Here is a 16,473-nt window from a genome sequence, read left to right on the forward strand (position 1 = left end):
GTGACCCGGCCCACGTCCGTCAAGCCCGACAATTTCTTCCTCCTGCTGTTTCGTGCCTTGCGCCAGCGCCGCGTCCCGATCGCTCTGCGGCTCGCCAGCCATAGCCTGATCCTGGTGGCCCTGGCCCTGCTGATCTACGCCTGGGTCATGGGCATGCAGTTTCGCCAGGCCATGCAGCAGCAGGCCGATGCCCTGGGCCAGAGCCTGATCACCCAGACCGCCGCGTCCGCCACCGAGTTGCTGGTGTCCAACGACATCCTTAGCCTCAACGTGCTGCTGAACAACCTGGTGAAGAACCCGCTGGTGGCCCATGCGGCGATCTACAGCGTCGACCAGCGCATCCTCGCCGAGGCCGGCAGCCGTCCGAAGCAGAGCCTGCTCGGCGCCACCGAAGGCCTGTACTCGACGCCGATCACCTTCCAGGAAGTGATCGCCGGGCACCTGCGCATCAGCCTGGACATGCAGCAGTTCCAGCAGCCGATGATGATCAGCCTGCAGAGCATGGGCCTGATCAGCCTGATCCTGCTAATCCTCGCCCTGTATTTCAGCCTGCGCCTGGGGCGGCAGATTTCCACACCCTTGTTGCAATTGCGTGTCTGGTTGCGCGATCCGGACAATCCGGCCCCCGGCGCCGAACTGCAGAACGAGCTGGGCGACCTGGCGCGCGACCTGGAAGAGCGCCTGGTGCCGGAGAAGCCGCCGGCGCCGGAGCCGGAAGAAGCACCGCTGCCGCAGAACTTCGACGACATCCTGCTGGAGGACGACGAAGCCGACCTGCGCAGCCGCAAGGTCGAGGCCTCGGCCTTCGAGGAAGACGACATTCCGCTGGGCGACGCCCTGCTGGACGAGACCAAGCCGGTGGAATTCACCTCCATCGACGAAGACCCGCTGGACCAGGACGCCTTCGACGAGAACGGAGCCGAAGCCGGGGACCAGCCCGCGGCGCCCGCCGCTGCGCGCGAACCGCAACACAGTGCGGTGCTGGCGATCCAGCTCGGCGCCCAGGAACAGTTGCGCCGGTTGCCACGCAGCCGTCTGGTGGACCTCCTGCAACGCTATCGCGACTGCCTGGAACAGGCCGCCCGCCAGTACAAGGGCAGCCTGCACACGCTCAGCGACGGCGGCAGCCTGATTCTCTTCCACAGCCGCGACAACCGCGCCGACTACCTGACCAACGCGCTCTGCTGCGGTGAACTGATGCGCGCGCTCGGCCATGCCCTGCAGATCGAGGTTGCCGACAGCGGCATCACCTTGCAGTTGCAACTGGGCCTGAGCCTCGGCGAAGACCTCAGCGAACAGACCCAGGCCGACCTGCTGCTCAACGAAACCGTGCAGAACGCCCTCGCCCTCAACCAGCACAGCCGCAACCTGCTGCTGGTCGAACGCAGCATCGCCGACGACGCGGTGGTCCGCGAGCGCGCCCGTATCCGCGCCATTGCCAGTCCGGAAGGAGCCTGCTGCGTCGAGCGTCTGCTGGAGCCGTATCCGTCGATGCTCGAGCGCCAACTGGCGCGCATGCACGACCGCGCCCGCCCGTGACCACCCTGATCACCCACCCGCTGCCGGTCCTGGCGGTGGGATTGGCCCTTGGCAGCCGGGTGATCCCGCCACGCCTGCTGCTGGCAGGCATGCTCGCCGCCTGCCTGCCGGACTTCGACGTGATCGCCTTCAAGCTCGGCATCGCCTATCACGATGCCTTCGGCCATCGCGGCTTCAGCCATTCGCTATTGTTCGCCGCGATCCTCGGTGCGCTCGCCGCCCTCGCCTGCCGGCCGCTGCATAGCGGACCGCTGAAAGCCGGGCTGTGGGTGGCGCTGGCCACCGCCTCGCACAGCCTGCTGGACGCGATGACCAACGGCGGGCTGGGCGTCGCCTGGTTCTGGCCCTGGAGCGACGCCCGCTACTTCATGCCCTTCCATCCGATCGCCGTGTCGCCGATCGGTCTGTCGCGCTTCCTCAGCGAACGCGGATTGCTGGTGCTGCAGTCGGAGGCGCGCTGGGTCTGGCTACCCTGCCTGCTGCTGGCGCTCGCCGGCATGGCCCTGCGCTTCCTGTTGCGCCGCTCACGCTGACGCCGAAACGAAAAAGCCCCGCTTCGGCGGGGCTTGTTCCTGGTCGGCTCTCGACAATCAGAACCGATAGACCTCGGCATCGGTGCGAATCGGCACCACCAGCGGCATTTTCGGACCTTCCTCTTCCTTGGCCTTCGGCTTGGCCACCGGCTTGCGCGCGGTCGCCGGCGGCGGCGCCTCGGCCGCCACGGCGATCGGCTTGACGTCCTTGGCCAACTGCGCCGCCAGGCGCTTGAGCAGGTCGCTCTGGGCACGGATCTGGTCGCCGATGCTGCCCTGGTGCCGTTCTTCCTCGTGGAACACCCGGCTATCCTTCAGGTCGCCCTTCTGGTCCAGCAGGCGCCAGCGCGCCTCGATCACCGCCGGCTGCTTGGGGCCGGAGTCGAGGCGACTGATGGTCAGCATCACCTGGACCTGGGGGGTGAAACCAGGTTTTTCCGGGAACAGCGCCAGGCGGCTGCTGCCCAGCTCGCTGGACATCTGCCGCAGCAGTTGCTGGCTGACATTGGTCTCCAGGTTGCCGGCCCAGCGTGCGTCGGTGGACAGGCTGAGAATACCGTCGGCCTGCCGCTGCACCATCACATCGCGCTTGAGATAGTCGGCCAGTTGTACCGGGCCGAGCAGGACGGCCGCACCGCCATCCTTTTTCGGTACTGCGGCGGCACCGACGTCCAACTGGTAGAGCTGGGCCGGCGGATGGACCGCACAACCCGTCAGCCCGAGCAGGCTGACGAGGGAAAGACATGCGAAGACGCGCCACGCGCTCATCGAGAACCACCGTATTTCGCCGAAGATCGGCACTACTGATGCAAGACTTGAATTCTACTGGCCACCCGCCATCGGAAACGGCGGCCGAAGGGGCGTATCATCCCCTAACCAGCGCCATAGCTCCAGAGGCAGAGCGTATTCCGAAACCGGTTTCGGACCACCTGCGTCAGGGGAAAACCCGGCGGAACCCGCCAGGGAGACGACATTCCCCCGGAAAGCCGGCCTCGGAAGAGGCCGCTTTCGCCATTCCCTTGCGGATATGCGAGAGATCGGAGACCGGTAACGGCTCATTTCAATCCTGTGTCGGAATATCCACCAGCAGGCTGTCGACGCGCTGGAAACCGCGCGGCAGCTTGTTGCCTCGCCGGCCCCGCTCCCCCTTGTAGTGTTCCAGGTCGTCGCCCTTGAGCGACAGGGTACGCTTTCCAGCCTGCAGGACCAACGTCGCCCCGGCTGGCAGAACAGCCAGGTCGGTGAGGTACTCCTCGCGGCTGGCCACGCGTTCGCCGGGGATGCCGATGATCTTGTTGCCCTTGCCCTTGCCGAGCTGCGGCAGGTCGGAGACCTTGAACAATAGCAGACGGCCCTCGGTCGTCACGGCCGCCAGCCAATCCTGCTCCACATCGCGCACCGGGCGCGGCGCCACCACGGCGGAGCCGTTGGGCAGGCTGAGCAGGGCCTTGCCGGCCTTGTTCTTGGCTTGCAGGTCCTCGCCCTTGACCACGAAACCATAGCCGGCGTCGGAAGCGATCACGAACAGCGCATCGTCGTCCGGCAGCAGCACGCATTCGAAGCTGGCCCCCGGCGGAGGCGTCAGCCGGCCGCTGAGTGGCTCGCCCTGGCCTCGCGCGGACGGCAGGCTGTGGGCCGGCAGCGAGTAGCTGCGCCCGGTGGAGTCGATGAACACCGCATACTGGTTCGAGCGTCCCGGCGCGGCGGCCTTGAAGCCGTCGCCGGCCTTGTAGGAGAGGCCGGCGGCGTCGATGTCGTGGCCCTTGGCGCAACGCACCCAGCCTTTTTCCGAGAGCACCACGGTCACCGGTTCGGTGGGCATCAGCTCGGTTTCCGACAGCGCGCGGGCCTCGGCGCGGGCGACGATCGGCGAACGGCGGTCGTCGCCGTAGGTCTCGGCGTCCTTGATCAGCTCCTCGCGCACCAGCTTCTTCAGCTTGGCCTCGCTGCCGAGCAGGGTCTGCAGGCGCTTCTGCTCCTTCAGCAACTCTTCCTGCTCGCCGCGGATCTTCATCTCTTCCAGGCGTGCCAACTGGCGCAGGCGGGTGTCGAGGATGTAGTCGGCCTGCACCTCGCTGAGTTCGAAGCGCTCCATCAGCACCGCCTTGGGCTGATCCTCGGTGCGGATGATGTGGATCACCTCGTCGAGGTTGAGGAAGGCGATCAGCAAGCCATCCAGCAGATGCAGGCGGCGCTCGACCTTGTCCAGGCGGAACTGCAGGCGTCGACGCACAGTGCCGATGCGGAACTGCAGCCACTCCGAGAGCAACTGGCGCAGGTCCTTGACCTGCGGCTTGCCGTCGAGGCCGATGATGTTCAGGTTGACCCGGTAGCTGGTTTCCAGGTCGGTGGTGGCGAACAGATGGGTCATCAGCTCTTCGACATCGACCCGGTTCGAACGCGGGATGATGACGATGCGGGTCGGGTTCTCGTGGTCCGACTCGTCGCGCAGGTCGGCCACCATCGGCAGCTTCTTGGCCTGCATCTGCCCGGCGATCTGTTCCAGCACCTTGGAACCGGACACCTGGTGCGGCAGGGCGTGGATGACGATGTCGCCGTCCTCGACGCGGTACACCGCGCGCATGCGCACCGAACCGCGGCCGGTCTCGTAGACCTTCTGCAGGTCGGCGCGCGGGGTGATGATCTCGGCTTCGGTGGGGAAGTCCGGGCCCGGCACGTGTTCGCACAATTCGGCGACCGTCGCGCCCGGCTGGTCGAGCAGGCGCACGCAGGCCGACGCGACTTCCCGCAGGTTGTGCGGCGGCACGTCGGTGGCCATGCCCACCGCGATGCCGGTGGTGCCGTTGAGCAGCAGGTTGGGCAGGCGGGCCGGCAGCACGGCCGGCTCGTCGAGGGTGCCGTCGAAGTTCGGTACCCAGTCCACGGTACCCTGGCCCAGTTCGCTGAGCAGCACCTCGGAATAGCGCGACAGGCGCGCCTCGGTATAACGCATGGCGGCGAAGGACTTGGGATCGTCCGGCGCCCCCCAGTTGCCCTGGCCGTCCACCAGCGGATAGCGATAGGAGAACGGCTGCGCCATCAGCACCATGGCCTCGTAGCAGGCCAAGTCGCCGTGCGGGTGGAACTTGCCGAGCACGTCGCCGACGGTGCGCGCCGACTTCTTGTGCTTGGAATCGGCATCCAGCCCCAGTTCGCTCATGGCGTAGACGATGCGTCGCTGCACCGGTTTCAGGCCGTCGCCGATATGCGGCAGGGCGCGGTCCATGATCACGTACATGGAATAATTCAGATAGGCCTGCTCGGTGAACTCGGCCAACGACCGGCGTTCGACCCCTTCCAGGCTCAGATCGAGGGATTCGCTCATGCGTACCTCACGGAGAAGTGTTTTGGCGCAGCACCAGGGTGCCGTCGCGCTGGGTGAATTCGAGTTGTTTCAGGGCGCTCATGCCGAGTAGCACCTCATCGCCGTCCATGCCCGGCGCAATCAGCGCCGCGACCCCGGACAGGCGGATATCGCCGAGTTGCAGCTGGTCCAGCCGCGTGCGCCAGCCCGTGGCGCGGCCGTTGGCCGTGCTCAGGGTGATCGGCGCGCCGCGCTCCAGCGCGAGTCTTGCCGCCAGGGCTTCCGGCACCGCCACCTGGGTCGCCCCGGTATCGAGCAGGAAGGTCACGCCCTGGCCGTTGATCTGCCCGTTCAGCAGGTAATGGCCCTGGCGGCTGCTGGCCAGGCGCAACTCGACGTAGCCGTCGCCATGGATCGATTGCGGCGCCTGGTTCGGGTTGCGCTGTCGATCTTCCCAGACGCCGAAATAGCGCGTCGCCAGCGCCAGCCCGGCGACCCAGGCCAGCACCAACATGATCCGTCCCAGCCGCTGACCGGGCGCCTGTTGCGTCACTTGTCCCCCAACCAGCCGCCGGCGGGCGCGGCGAAGCGCAGGACGAAGGGCCGCACGTCGCCATCGGCGCGCGCATGGTCGCCATTGTCGATGCCCAGCCAGGCGCCCTTGTCGTCCAGCGACAGGGCTTCCGCGACGCCATAAGGCAGCTCGTAGCGACGCTCCGGCGCCAGGACCGCCGAGGCGAACGACCAGCAGCGTTCGACCTTGGCCTGGGCCAGGTCGCGGCGGCAGATCTGATGCGCCAGGCGCTCCAGGGTGAACAGCTTGCCGCGGTAGAAGGCGAGGTCGGAGAAATCCTTCGGCAGCTTGCGCGCGCTGCCCAGTTCCGGCGGCGGCTCGATCTTGCCGCCCTCGGCGAGCAGTACGCAGCTGCCCTCGCAGCGCCAGGCACTGTTGTCGCGGTGGGCCACCAGCAGGCCGCGGCGCTCGCGCTCGGCAGCCAGCCAGAGGCGCTTGCCCTCGGGGTCGACGGCGATCCCTTCGAACAACGCGTTGAAATTCATCAGCATGCCGCTGGCCCGCGCTTGCGGCAGCAGGCCGGGCGGCAGGCGCAGCCAGTTCGGCGCGCCGCTCACCGGCAGTTGCAGGACCGCCGCGTGCGCCTCGCTGACCAGGTAGCGATTGCCGGCGGCATCGCAGGCGATGCCTTCGAAGTCGAGGTTGCCGCCGCGCACCAGGCCACTGAGCCAGACCCGCGTGCTCATGCCCCAGGGCAACCCGCTGTCCGGCGGGGTCGGAGCGATGAAACTCTCGGCCTCGGCCTGCCAGGGCTGGTCGGAGCCTTCGGCCGAGGGTTGCAGGCGATACAGGCGGTCGTCGTCGCGGTCGGAAACCGTCCACAGCGCGCCGCCACACCAGGCCAGCCCGGAAAGGTTGCCGCCGCGCATGCCCTCCACCGCATGTTCGGAGATGAAGCTCAAGGCTGCCGGAACCGGTGGCTCTGGCGGCGCCTCGGCCGCCTGGACCAGGCCCCCGAACAGGCCGAGGATGGCCAGCAGGCGGCGCATCAGACCAGCACCTCGGCCAGGTTGCCCTTGCTCTCCAGCCAGGACTTGCGGTCACCGGCGCGCTTCTTGGCCAGCAGCATGTCCATGATCTCCAGGGTACCGGTGGCGTCCTCCAGGGTGAGCTGGACCAGCCGCCGGGTATTCGGATCCATGGTGGTCTCGCGCAGTTGCAGCGGATTCATTTCGCCAAGGCCCTTGAAGCGGGTGACCTGCGGCTTGCCGCGCTTCTTCTCGGCGGCCAGGCGCTCGAGGATGCCGTCGCGCTCGGCTTCGTCGAGGGCGTAGTAGATTTCCTTGCCGAGGTCGATGCGGTACAGCGGCGGCATCGCCACGTAGACGTGGCCGGCCTCCACCAGCGGGCGGAAATGACGGACGAACAGCGCGCAGAGCAGCGTGGCGATGTGCAGACCGTCGGAGTCGGCATCCGCGAGGATACAGATCTTGCCGTAGCGCAGCTGAGCCAGGTCGCTGGCGCCCGGATCGACGCCGATGGCTACCGCGATGTCGTGGACCTCCTGGCTGGCGAGCACCTCGCCGCCGTCCACTTCCCAGGTGTTCAGGATCTTTCCGCGCAGCGGCATGATCGCCTGGAATTCCTTGTCCCGCGCCTGCTTCGCCGAGCCGCCGGCGGAGTCGCCCTCGACCAGGAACAGTTCCGCGCGCATCGGTTCCTGTCCGGCGCAGTCGGCCAGTTTGCCGGGCAGCGCCGGCCCCTGGGTGATCTTCTTGCGCTCGACCTTCTTGCCCGCCTTGAGGCGACGCCCGGCATTGCTGATCGCCAGTTCCGCCAACTGCAGGCCGATCTCGGCGTGCTCGTTGAGCCACAGGCTGAAGGCGTCCTTCACCACGCCCGAGACGAACGCCGCCGCCTCGCGGGACGACAGGCGCTCCTTGGTCTGCCCGGAGAACTGCGGCTCCTGCATCTTCATCGAGAGGACGAAGGCGATCCGCTCCCAGACGTCCTCGGGCGCCAGCTTGACGCCGCGCGGCAACAGGTTGCGGAACTCGCAGAACTCGCGCATGGCGTCGAGCAGGCCCTGGCGCAGGCCGTTCACATGGGTGCCGCCCTGGGCCGTGGGAATCAGGTTGACGTAGCTTTCCTGCACCGACTCACCGCCCTCGGGCAGCCACAGCAGGGCCCAGCTCACCGCTTCCTTGGAACCTTCGAGGTTGCCGCAGAAGGGTTCGTCGGGCAGGCGCGGCAGCTCGGCGACCGCGTCGGTCAGGTAGGAGCGCAGGCCGTCCTCGAAGTGCCACTCGACGCGCTCGCCGGTGTTCTTGTCCTCGAACACCACGCTCAGGCCCGGGCACAGCACCGCCTTGGCCTTGAGCACATGCTTGAGGCGGCTGACCGAGAACTTCGCCGAATCGAAATACTTCGGATCCGGCCAGAAATGCACGCTGGTACCGGTATTGCGCTTGCCGACCGTGCCGATGACTTCCAGGTCGCTGTCCTTGAAGCCGTCGGCGAAGGTCATCCGGTACTCGTTGGCGTCGCGCTTGACGCGTACCTCGACCCGGGTCGAGAGCGCGTTCACCACCGAGATGCCGACCCCGTGCAAGCCGCCGGAGAACTGGTAGTTCTTGTTCGAGAACTTGCCGCCGGCATGCAGCTTGGTAAGGATCAGCTCGACGCCCGGCACGCCCTCTTCCGGGTGGATGTCCACCGGCATGCCGCGGCCGTCGTCGATGACTTCCAGCGAGTTGTCCTGGTGCAGGATCACCTGCACGCTCTTCGCGTGGCCGGCCAGGGCTTCGTCGACGCTGTTGTCGATGACTTCCTGGGCCAGGTGGTTGGGGCGGGTGGTGTCGGTGTACATCCCCGGGCGCTTGCGCACCGGGTCGAGGCCGGAAAGGACTTCGATGGCGTCTGCGTTGTAAGTAGCCATGGGGTCTCTATTCAGTCAAAAGTCGAAAAATCGGTGTCGCGCCACAGCGCCGACGGGTAGCCGGCGAACGCCAGCAGCGCCGGCAGGTGCCGGGCGAAGCCCTGGAAGCCGTGGTCGCCGCCGGCCTGGATGCGTAGCGCGCAGGCTCGGTAGAAGGACTGCGCGGCGCGATAGTCGAGGGTTTCGTCGGCGGTCTGCAGCCATACCTGGTAGCGCTCGGGACGTTGCAGGCGCGTGACTTCCAGTTCGGCCAGCGCCGCCACGTGGTCCTCGGTGAGTTCCCAGGTCTCGCCGCTGTAGTGGTTGGTCTGCGCGCCCAGGTAGCCGTCGAAGGAGCGATGCGGGGCGACCGCCGGATTGACCAGGATCGCCGCCAGGCCATGGCGCTCCGCCAAATGGGTCGCATAGTAGCCACCCAGGGAGCTGCCGACCAGCACCGGTCGCCCGAGCTCGGCGATGGCCCGCTCCAACTGGGCGATAGCCTGCCGTGGGTGATGGTGCAGGGCCGGGACGCGCAGGCCTTCGGCCAGGCCCAAGTGGCCGAAGGCCGCCTGCAACTGACGCGCCTTGTGCGATTCGGGCGAACTGTTGAAGCCGTGGATATACAGCAGGGATGGGCTGGTCGCGGTCATCGGGAACGGGCTAATGGGCTTCAACTCGGTAGGGAAAGCCGAACGGTACCAGCTTCCAGGCTTCATCTTCCAGCCTGCGCGCCGATCGGCAACGACGCACGCGGCCGCGGCATCCCGCGACCGGGGGGCATGTCAGTATCCGGCGGTGTCGTAGTCCACTTCGAAGACGACGTCGTCGACCCGCGAGATCCCCGTTTCCAGGCGCCCGTCGTCGTGCAGGCGCAACCAGCGGTAGCCCGGCGCCAGGCGGTCGAGGGTGAAGTCGCTGCTGCCGGGGGCGAACTGCACGCAGGTGGACGGCGAGGCCAGCAGGCGCAGCGGGCCGCGCTGGCGGTCGAACTCCTGGTGAATGTGCCCCCACAGCAGGCAGCGCACCTGCGGATAGGGCGCCAGCAGGTCGAACAGCGCCTGCGGGTTGCGCAGGCCGATGGGGTCCATCCAGTCGCTGCCGATCGGCACCGGGTGATGATGGAAGGAAACCAGCAGGAAGCGTTCGCCGGCGCTGTCGATGGCGCGCCGCAGCAGGTCGAGCTGGTCGTCCTCGAGATAGCCCGGCACCGCGCCGGGAATGCTCGAGTCGAGCAACACCACGCGCCAGTTGCCGACGTCGACGACCTGCTCCAGCAGGTCGCTGCCTTCGGTCGCCCGCTGCATCGGCTCGCGTTCGTCGTGGTTACCGGCGAACCAGCGCAACGGCGCGGCCAGCGGCGCGCTCAACCTGCGGAAGCGTGTGTAGGAATCCAGGCTGCCGTCCTGAGAGACGTCGCCGGTGGCGAGGATCAGGTCGATCCGCGGTTGCTCCCGGGCGACCCGCTCGACCACCTTTTCCAGGCTATGGGCGGTGTCCATGCCGAGCAGGCGCGCGCCGTCCTCGGCGAACAGGTGGCTGTCCGAAAGCTGCACCAGCAGTACGGAGGCGTCGGTGGCGGGAGTGTTCGAATGGCGTGACAAGGGGCCGTCTCCTGAAGGCGAGGCGTCCGCGGTGAATGGGGTGATTATGGTGACCGACGAAAGTGGCGGCAAACCCGGAAAGCGGAACAGATCACAGTTGCGAGGACTACTTTTGGCTTGATGCCATTCAACTGGCCTTTTGCCTGCAACCGCTCAGCGCTGGGCCACCGGCACCATCTCGTGGCCGCAGGCCAGACAGTGGGCGAGCCACTCGCCGAGGAACAGGTTGAGCTGGTTCTTCTCGTCGGGCTGGTGCATCGCCTGGTTCGGGTAGGGATAGATCGCCATCAGCCGCCGCGCCTGTTCGGCGCCGATCACCTCGGCCATCCGTGCATCGTGGTAGACCCGCACTTCCAGCCGCGGCGCCGGCAACCAGGGCAGGCCCAGTTCCTGGCGCACCTGCAGGGTGGTGGTGTACGGGCAGGCCTCGGTCACTTCCAGCGCCAGGACGCCGAGCAGCCGCTCCCCTTCGCTCAGCGCGACCCGGCGCGAGGCCTGTGCCTCGCGCATGTCCGGGAGCAGGCGCATGAGCCGCGCGTAGTTCGCTTCACAGGTCGCCTGCAGGCTGGCCAGGTCGACCCGGTAGCGCTCGCGCAGCAGGTTCAGGCCCATAGCCCACGCACCTCGGCCCGGTTCAGGGCCAGCCACTGCAGGGCGATGATGCTCGCCGCGTTGTTGATCCGCCCGTCGCGCACGGCCTGCAGCGCATCTTCCAACGGCCAGACATGGACGCGGATGTCCTCGCCCTCCTCCGGCAAGCCATGCACGCCGCCGACGCCTTCGCTGTCGCAACGGCCGACGAACAGGTGCACCACCTCGTCGGTGCCGCCCGGCGACGGCAGGTACTGGGTTATCGGCCAGAGCGCACCGAGGGTCAGCCCGGCCTCCTCCATCGCCTCGCGATGGGCCACTTCCTCCGGTTGCTCGTCCTTGTCGATCAGGCCGGCGACCAGCTCCAGCAGCCAGGGGTTGGCGAGCTTCTGCATCGCCCCGACGCGGAATTGCTCGATGAGCACCACGCAATCGCGCTGCGGGTCGTAGGGCAGCACGCAGACCGCGTCATGGCGGACGAACAGTTCCCGACTGATTTCCCGGCCCATGCTGCCGTCGAACTGGCGATGCCGCAGGCGCAGGCGATCGAGACGATAGAAGCCGCGGAAGCATTCCTCGCGCTGCACGAGCTCGACGTCACCGGGGGCGGGTTTGAAGGTTTCGGACATCCTCGACTCACTTCACTCGGGTATGTGGGTTTCGCGCCATCCTATCGCGGCCCGGCGCAGGGCGCAGCCACTTTCAGGACAGCTCGGGAAAACTTCGTGGCGCTCGCCGCGCGGGCGTGTTTCCCGGCCACGGCTAGGCCATACTTGGGGTTTGCGCGGGCCGAACTCAAGCGTGGCGCCAGGGTCGAAACGGACTGGTCGACGCTTCGAGCCCGCCCATCCACCGTCGCAAAAGGAATCCCATGCGCCTTCTGAAATTCGCCGCCCTCGGCAGCCTGGTCGTTCTGCTGAGCGCCTGCCAGAGCTTCTTCAAGCCCGGCCTCGACGACCCGCTGCCCACCGAGCGCCTCGCCAGCGAGCACCTGAAGCCCGGCTGCCAGGGCGAACAGTGCCCCTTGGTAAACATCGACACCCTGAAGTTCCCCGACGAACCGCAGCTGGACCCGATCGTCGAGCGCGCCCTGCTGGAAATGACCCGGGAAAACAACGAAACGCCCCTGCCGGCATCGCTGGCGGCCTACGAACGGCAGTTCCTGGACAGCGCCGAACCGGGCTGGAGCAGCTACCTGCAAGCCAAGGTGCGCGAACAACATGACGGTCTGGTGATCATCGAGCTTTCCAGCTACCTGTTCACCGGCGGCGCCCACGGCATGCCCGGTCGCGGCTTCATCAACTACGACCGCAGGCAGCACAAGGTGCTGAGCCTGCAGGACATGCTGGTTCCCGGCCAGGAAGAAGCCTTCTGGAAACAGGCCGAGCTGGCGCACAAGGCCTGGCTGCTGGCCAACAAGCTCGACCAGGACGCCGATTTCCAGAAGACCTGGCCGTTCCAGCGCACCCCGCACGTGGCATTGACCTTCGGCGCGGTAACGCTGAAGTACGACGCCTACTCCATCGCGCCGTATTCCTATGCCCACCCCGAACTGAAGATCCCGTATCCGCGCCTGAACGGCATCGTCAAGCCGAACCTGTTCCCCGGCCGCGGCTGACGCTTCCGACACCCCGAATCCCCTCGCCGCGGCGAGGGGCCCGGTGGCGCGACCTACACCTGCCTGTAGATCACCGATCCTTCGTCCTTGAAGCGCGCCGCCTGCTCCTGGAAGCCGGCCTCGATGGCCTTGCTCTCGTCGGACAGGCCGTTCTCCTTGGCGTAGTCGCGGACTTCCTGGGTGATCTTCATCGAGCAGAACTTCGGTCCGCACATGGAGCAGAAGTGCGCGACCTTGGCCGAGTCCTTCGGCAGGGTCTCGTCATGGAACGCCCGCGCGGTGTCCGGGTCCAGGCCAAGGTTGAACTGGTCCTCCCAACGGAACTCGAAGCGCGCCTTGGACAGCGCGTTGTCGCGGATCTGCGCGCCCGGGTGGCCCTTGGCGAGGTCGGCGGCATGGGCGGCGATCTTGTAGGTGATGATCCCGGTCTTCACGTCATCCTTGTTCGGCAGACCCAGGTGCTCCTTGGGCGTGACGTAGCAGAGCATGGCGCAGCCGAACCAGCCGATCATCGCCGCGCCGATGCCGGAGGTGATGTGGTCGTAGCCGGGGGCGATGTCGGTGGTCAGCGGGCCGAGGGTATAGAACGGCGCCTCGTCGCAGCACTCCAGCTGCTTGTCCATGTTTTCCTTGATCAATTGCATCGGCACGTGGCCGGGGCCTTCGATCATCACCTGCACGTCGTGCTTCCAGGCGATCTTGGTCAGCTCGCCGAGGGTTTCCAGCTCGCCGAACTGGGCGGCGTCGTTGGCGTCGGCCACCGAGCCCGGACGCAGGCCATCGCCCAGCGAGAAGCTGACGTCGTAGGCCTTCATGATTTCGCAGATCTCTTCGAAATGCGTGTAGAGGAAGTTCTCCTGGTGGTGCGCCAGGCACCACTTGGCCATGATCGAGCCGCCGCGGGAAACGATACCGGTGACCCGCTTGGCGGTCAGCGGCACATAGCGCAGCAGCACGCCGGCGTGGATGGTGAAGTAGTCGACGCCCTGCTCGGCCTGTTCGATCAGGGTGTCGCGGAAGATTTCCCAGGTCAGGTCCTCGGCGACGCCGTTGACCTTCTCCAGCGCCTGGTAGATCGGTACGGTGCCGATCGGTACCGGGCTGTTGCGCAGGATCCACTCGCGGGTTTCATGGATGTGCTTGCCGGTGGACAGGTCCATCACCGTGTCGGCGCCCCAGCGGATACCCCAGGTGAGCTTCTCCACTTCTTCCTCGATCGACGAGCCCAGCGCGCTGTTGCCGATGTTGCCGTTGATCTTCACCAGGAAATTGCGGCCGATGATCATCGGCTCAAGCTCGGTGTGGTTGATGTTCGCCGGAATGATCGCGCGGCCGCGGGCGACTTCCTCGCGGACGAACTCGGGGGTGATTTCCTTCGGGGTGTTGGCACCGAAGCTGTGCCCCGGGTGCTGCTGGTCGAGCAGGCCGGCGGCCCGGGCTTCCTGCAGCTTCATGTTCTCGCGGATGGCGATGTATTCCATCTCCGGGGTGATGATGCCCTTCTTCGCGTAGTGCATCTGCGAGACGTTGGCGCCCGGCTTGGCCCGGCGCGGCGTGCGCACGTGGGCGAAGCGCAGGGCGTCGAGGCTGGCGTCGGCCAGGCGGGCCTGGCCGAACTCGGAGGTCAGGCCGGGGAGGATCTCGGTGTCGCCGCGCTCGTCGATCCAACGCGAACGCACGTCAGGCAGGCCCTTGCGCAGATCGATGCGGACCTCGGGGTCGGTATACGGGCCGGAGGTGTCGTAGACGAACACCGGCGGGTTCTTTTCGCCGCCGAAGGCGGTGGGGGTGTCGGCGAGGGAGATTTCCCGCACCGGGACGCGGATGTCCGGGCGCGAGCCGGTCAGGTAGACCTTGCGCGAGTTCGGGAAAGGCTGCGTCGACTGGCGGTCGAGCTGCTCAAGGCGGGTGATGTTGTTCTTCTGCGTTGCGCTCATCGATGGCTCTCCTGGGTGATTGTCGGGAGAACCTGGCACGCGGGGCCACCGGGACTGGTGGCGAGAAGGACGCGCCGGCAAGGCAGGCATGGCGCGGACATCTTGTTCCCTACGCGGGTTGCTGCGGTCCGCGCGAGGCGGAACCGGACGCTAGCCCGATCAGGTTCAACGGGATCCGGAACTATCCGATCTCAGCCCCTCGTATAGGGCACCCCGACAAGAACCCCGGCAGTCTAATCAACACCGGCGGGATTCGCCAACGGGAAAACGCCCCGCCCGACCGGCAGTCATGGTCCAGTCCGGCGCCCTCTCGCCAGGGAAGACGCAGATTCCCGCACGTTCGCCGGCACATCGATCCGGACTGGCTCTTCGATCAGTTGCCGCGCAGGTGCCTTGACCGCTACCGGTAGCGACCTTAGCCTTGCCCCACCTCGCATCTTTTCCAGGACGAACGAATGCTGCGCAGACTCTCCCTGGCGGCCGCCGTGGCCGCTGCTACCGGTGTCGCCTGGGCCGCCCAGCCGACCCCGCTGCCGACCAAGACCGACCTGATCAGCGTCTACAAGGAAGCCGTCGACAACAACGCCGACCTCGCCGCCGCCCAGGCCGACTACCTGGCGCGCAAGGAAGTGGTGCCCCAGGCCCGCGCCGGCCTGCTGCCGCAACTCGGCGCCGGCGCCCGCGTCGGAGACACCCGGATCGCCTTCGACGAGCGTCCGGCGACCGTCAAGCGCAACAGCCAGGTCGTCCAGGCCACCCTCAGCCAGCCATTGTTCCGCGCCGACCGCTGGTTCCAGTGGCAGGCCGCCAAGGAAACCAGCGACCAGGCCCGGCTGGAATTCTCCGCGACCCAGCAGGACCTGATCCTGCGCAGCGCCGAGACCTACTTCACGGTGCTCCGCGCCCAGGACAACCTGGCCACCAGCAAGGCCGAGGAAGCCGCCTTCAAGCGCCAGCTGGACCAGGCAAACGAGCGCTTCGACGTGGGCCTTTCCGACAAGACCGACGTGCTCGAGGCCCAGGCCAGCTACGACACCGCCCGCGCCAACCGGCTGATCGCCGAACAACGCGTGGACGATGCCTTCCAGGCCCTGGTGACCCTGACCAACCGCGACTACAGCGCCATCGAGGGCATGCGCCACACCCTGCCGGTGGTGCCGCCGGCGCCGAACGACGCCAAGGCCTGGGTCGACACCGCGGTGCAGCAGAACCTGCGCCTGCTGGCCAGCAACTACGCGGTCAACGCCGCCGAGGAAACCCTCCGCCAGCGCAAGGCCGGGCACCTGCCGACCCTCGATGCCGTGGCCCAGTACCAGAAGGGCGACAACGACGCCCTCGGCTTCGCCAACAGCGCCGCCAATCCGCTGGTGCACTATGGCAAGTATGTCGACGAGCGCAGCATTGGCCTGGAACTGAACATCCCGATCTACAGCGGCGGCCTGACCTCCTCCCAGGTCCGCGAGTCCTACCAGCGCCTCAACCAGAGCGAGCAGTCCCGCGAAGGCCAACGCCGCCAGGTGGTGCAGGACACCCGCAACCTGCACCGCGCGGTGAATACCGACGTCGAGCAGGTCCAGGCGCGGCGCCAGGCGATCATCTCCAACCAGAGTTCGCTGGAAGCCACCGAGATCGGCTACCAGGTCGGCACCCGCAACATCGTCGACGTGCTCAACGCCCAGCGCCAGCTGTACGCCGCCGTGCGCGACTACAACAACAGCCGCTACGACTACATCCTCGATACCCTGCGCCTGAAGCAGGCGGCCGGCACCCTCAGCCCGGCCGACCTGGAGGCGCTCAGCGCCTACCTGAAGCAGGACTACGATCCGGACAAGGACTTCCTCCCGCCGGACCTGGCCAAGGCCGCCGCCGAGCAGTTACAGAGCAAGCCGCGCCAGCAGTACTAGCACGAGCGAAGA

Annotated in this window: 14 protein-coding genes and 1 riboswitch; of the genes, 4 read left to right on the forward strand and 10 right to left on the reverse strand. The window is 67.1% G+C overall.

Annotation, left to right across the window (positions count from 1 at the left end):
- Both VQ067_RS27185 and VQ067_RS27190 read left to right on the forward strand, forming a co-directional pair.
- Positions 1-1,539 (forward strand): YtjB family periplasmic protein, encoded by a 1,539-nt coding sequence (locus VQ067_RS27185; RefSeq protein ID WP_003095683.1) that lies wholly within the window; start codon positions 1-3, stop codon positions 1,537-1,539.
- Complete coding sequence (locus VQ067_RS27190) at positions 1,536-2,072, forward strand: metal-dependent hydrolase (protein ID WP_003110319.1); 537 nt, start codon at positions 1,536-1,538, stop codon at positions 2,070-2,072. Before VQ067_RS27185 ends, VQ067_RS27190 begins: the two co-directional genes overlap by 4 nt.
- Before the next feature lie 57 nt (positions 2,073-2,129).
- Here VQ067_RS27190 and VQ067_RS27195 read toward each other — a convergent pair whose 3' ends face one another.
- The 9 genes from VQ067_RS27195 to VQ067_RS27235 all read right to left on the reverse strand — a co-directional run bounded on the left by VQ067_RS27195 (position 2,130) and on the right by VQ067_RS27235 (position 11,631).
- Entirely contained in the window at positions 2,130-2,840 is a 711-nt protein-coding gene (locus VQ067_RS27195) for a PqiC family protein (RefSeq protein ID WP_003110318.1), read from the reverse strand.
- Between the two features lie 292 nt (positions 2,841-3,132).
- On the reverse strand, positions 3,133-5,397 hold the full coding sequence (gene parC / locus VQ067_RS27200; protein ID WP_033940430.1) for a DNA topoisomerase IV subunit A: 2,265 nt from the start codon (positions 5,395-5,397) through the stop codon (positions 3,133-3,135).
- A gap of 7 nt (positions 5,398-5,404) precedes the next feature.
- Complete coding sequence (locus VQ067_RS27205) at positions 5,405-5,929, reverse strand: retropepsin-like aspartic protease family protein (RefSeq protein ID WP_003116165.1); 525 nt, start codon at positions 5,927-5,929, stop codon at positions 5,405-5,407.
- On the reverse strand, positions 5,926-6,939 hold the full coding sequence (locus VQ067_RS27210; RefSeq protein ID WP_003095689.1) for an esterase-like activity of phytase family protein: 1,014 nt from the start codon (positions 6,937-6,939) through the stop codon (positions 5,926-5,928). The genes VQ067_RS27205 and VQ067_RS27210 overlap by 4 nt, the downstream gene beginning before the upstream one ends.
- Entirely contained in the window at positions 6,939-8,828 is a 1,890-nt protein-coding gene (gene parE, locus VQ067_RS27215; RefSeq protein WP_003095690.1) for a DNA topoisomerase IV subunit B, read from the reverse strand. Before parE ends, VQ067_RS27210 begins: the two co-directional genes overlap by 1 nt.
- An 11-nt stretch (positions 8,829-8,839) precedes the next feature.
- Positions 8,840-9,460 (reverse strand): YqiA/YcfP family alpha/beta fold hydrolase, encoded by a 621-nt coding sequence (locus VQ067_RS27220; RefSeq protein ID WP_003095691.1) that lies wholly within the window; start codon positions 9,458-9,460, stop codon positions 8,840-8,842.
- Positions 9,461-9,592: 132 nt separating this feature from the next.
- A complete protein-coding gene (cpdA, locus tag VQ067_RS27225; protein WP_003110316.1) occupies positions 9,593-10,411 on the reverse strand; it encodes a 3',5'-cyclic-AMP phosphodiesterase in 819 nt (272 codons plus the stop codon).
- Between the two features lie 153 nt (positions 10,412-10,564).
- A complete protein-coding gene (locus tag VQ067_RS27230; RefSeq protein WP_003095693.1) occupies positions 10,565-11,023 on the reverse strand; it encodes a DUF1249 domain-containing protein in 459 nt (152 codons plus the stop codon).
- On the reverse strand, positions 11,014-11,631 hold the full coding sequence (locus VQ067_RS27235) for an NUDIX domain-containing protein (protein ID WP_003095694.1): 618 nt from the start codon (positions 11,629-11,631) through the stop codon (positions 11,014-11,016). The genes VQ067_RS27230 and VQ067_RS27235 overlap by 10 nt, the downstream gene beginning before the upstream one ends.
- A gap of 242 nt (positions 11,632-11,873) precedes the next feature.
- Here VQ067_RS27235 and VQ067_RS27240 point away from each other — a divergent pair, with 242 nt between their 5' ends.
- Positions 11,874-12,620 (forward strand): RsiV family protein, encoded by a 747-nt coding sequence (locus VQ067_RS27240; RefSeq protein ID WP_003141734.1) that lies wholly within the window; start codon positions 11,874-11,876, stop codon positions 12,618-12,620.
- A 53-nt stretch (positions 12,621-12,673) separates the two neighbouring features.
- Here the strand turns inward: VQ067_RS27240 and thiC are convergent, their stop codons facing one another.
- On the reverse strand, positions 12,674-14,557 hold the full coding sequence (gene thiC, locus VQ067_RS27245; RefSeq protein WP_003135615.1) for a phosphomethylpyrimidine synthase ThiC: 1,884 nt from the start codon (positions 14,555-14,557) through the stop codon (positions 12,674-12,676).
- 89 nt (positions 14,558-14,646) lie between these two features.
- Positions 14,647-14,783, reverse strand: a riboswitch (TPP riboswitch).
- A 229-nt stretch (positions 14,784-15,012) separates the two neighbouring features.
- On the opposite strand from thiC, the gene opmH reads away from it, so the two are divergent.
- Positions 15,013-16,461 (forward strand): efflux transporter outer membrane subunit OpmH, encoded by a 1,449-nt coding sequence (opmH, locus tag VQ067_RS27250; RefSeq protein ID WP_003095699.1) that lies wholly within the window; start codon positions 15,013-15,015, stop codon positions 16,459-16,461.
- Positions 16,462-16,473: the final 12 nt, after the last annotated feature.

The sequence above is a fragment of the Pseudomonas sp. KBN12P06040 genome (genome assembly GCF_037574965.1).
In the GTDB taxonomy this organism is placed as follows: domain Bacteria; phylum Pseudomonadota; class Gammaproteobacteria; order Pseudomonadales; family Pseudomonadaceae; genus Pseudomonas; species Pseudomonas aeruginosa.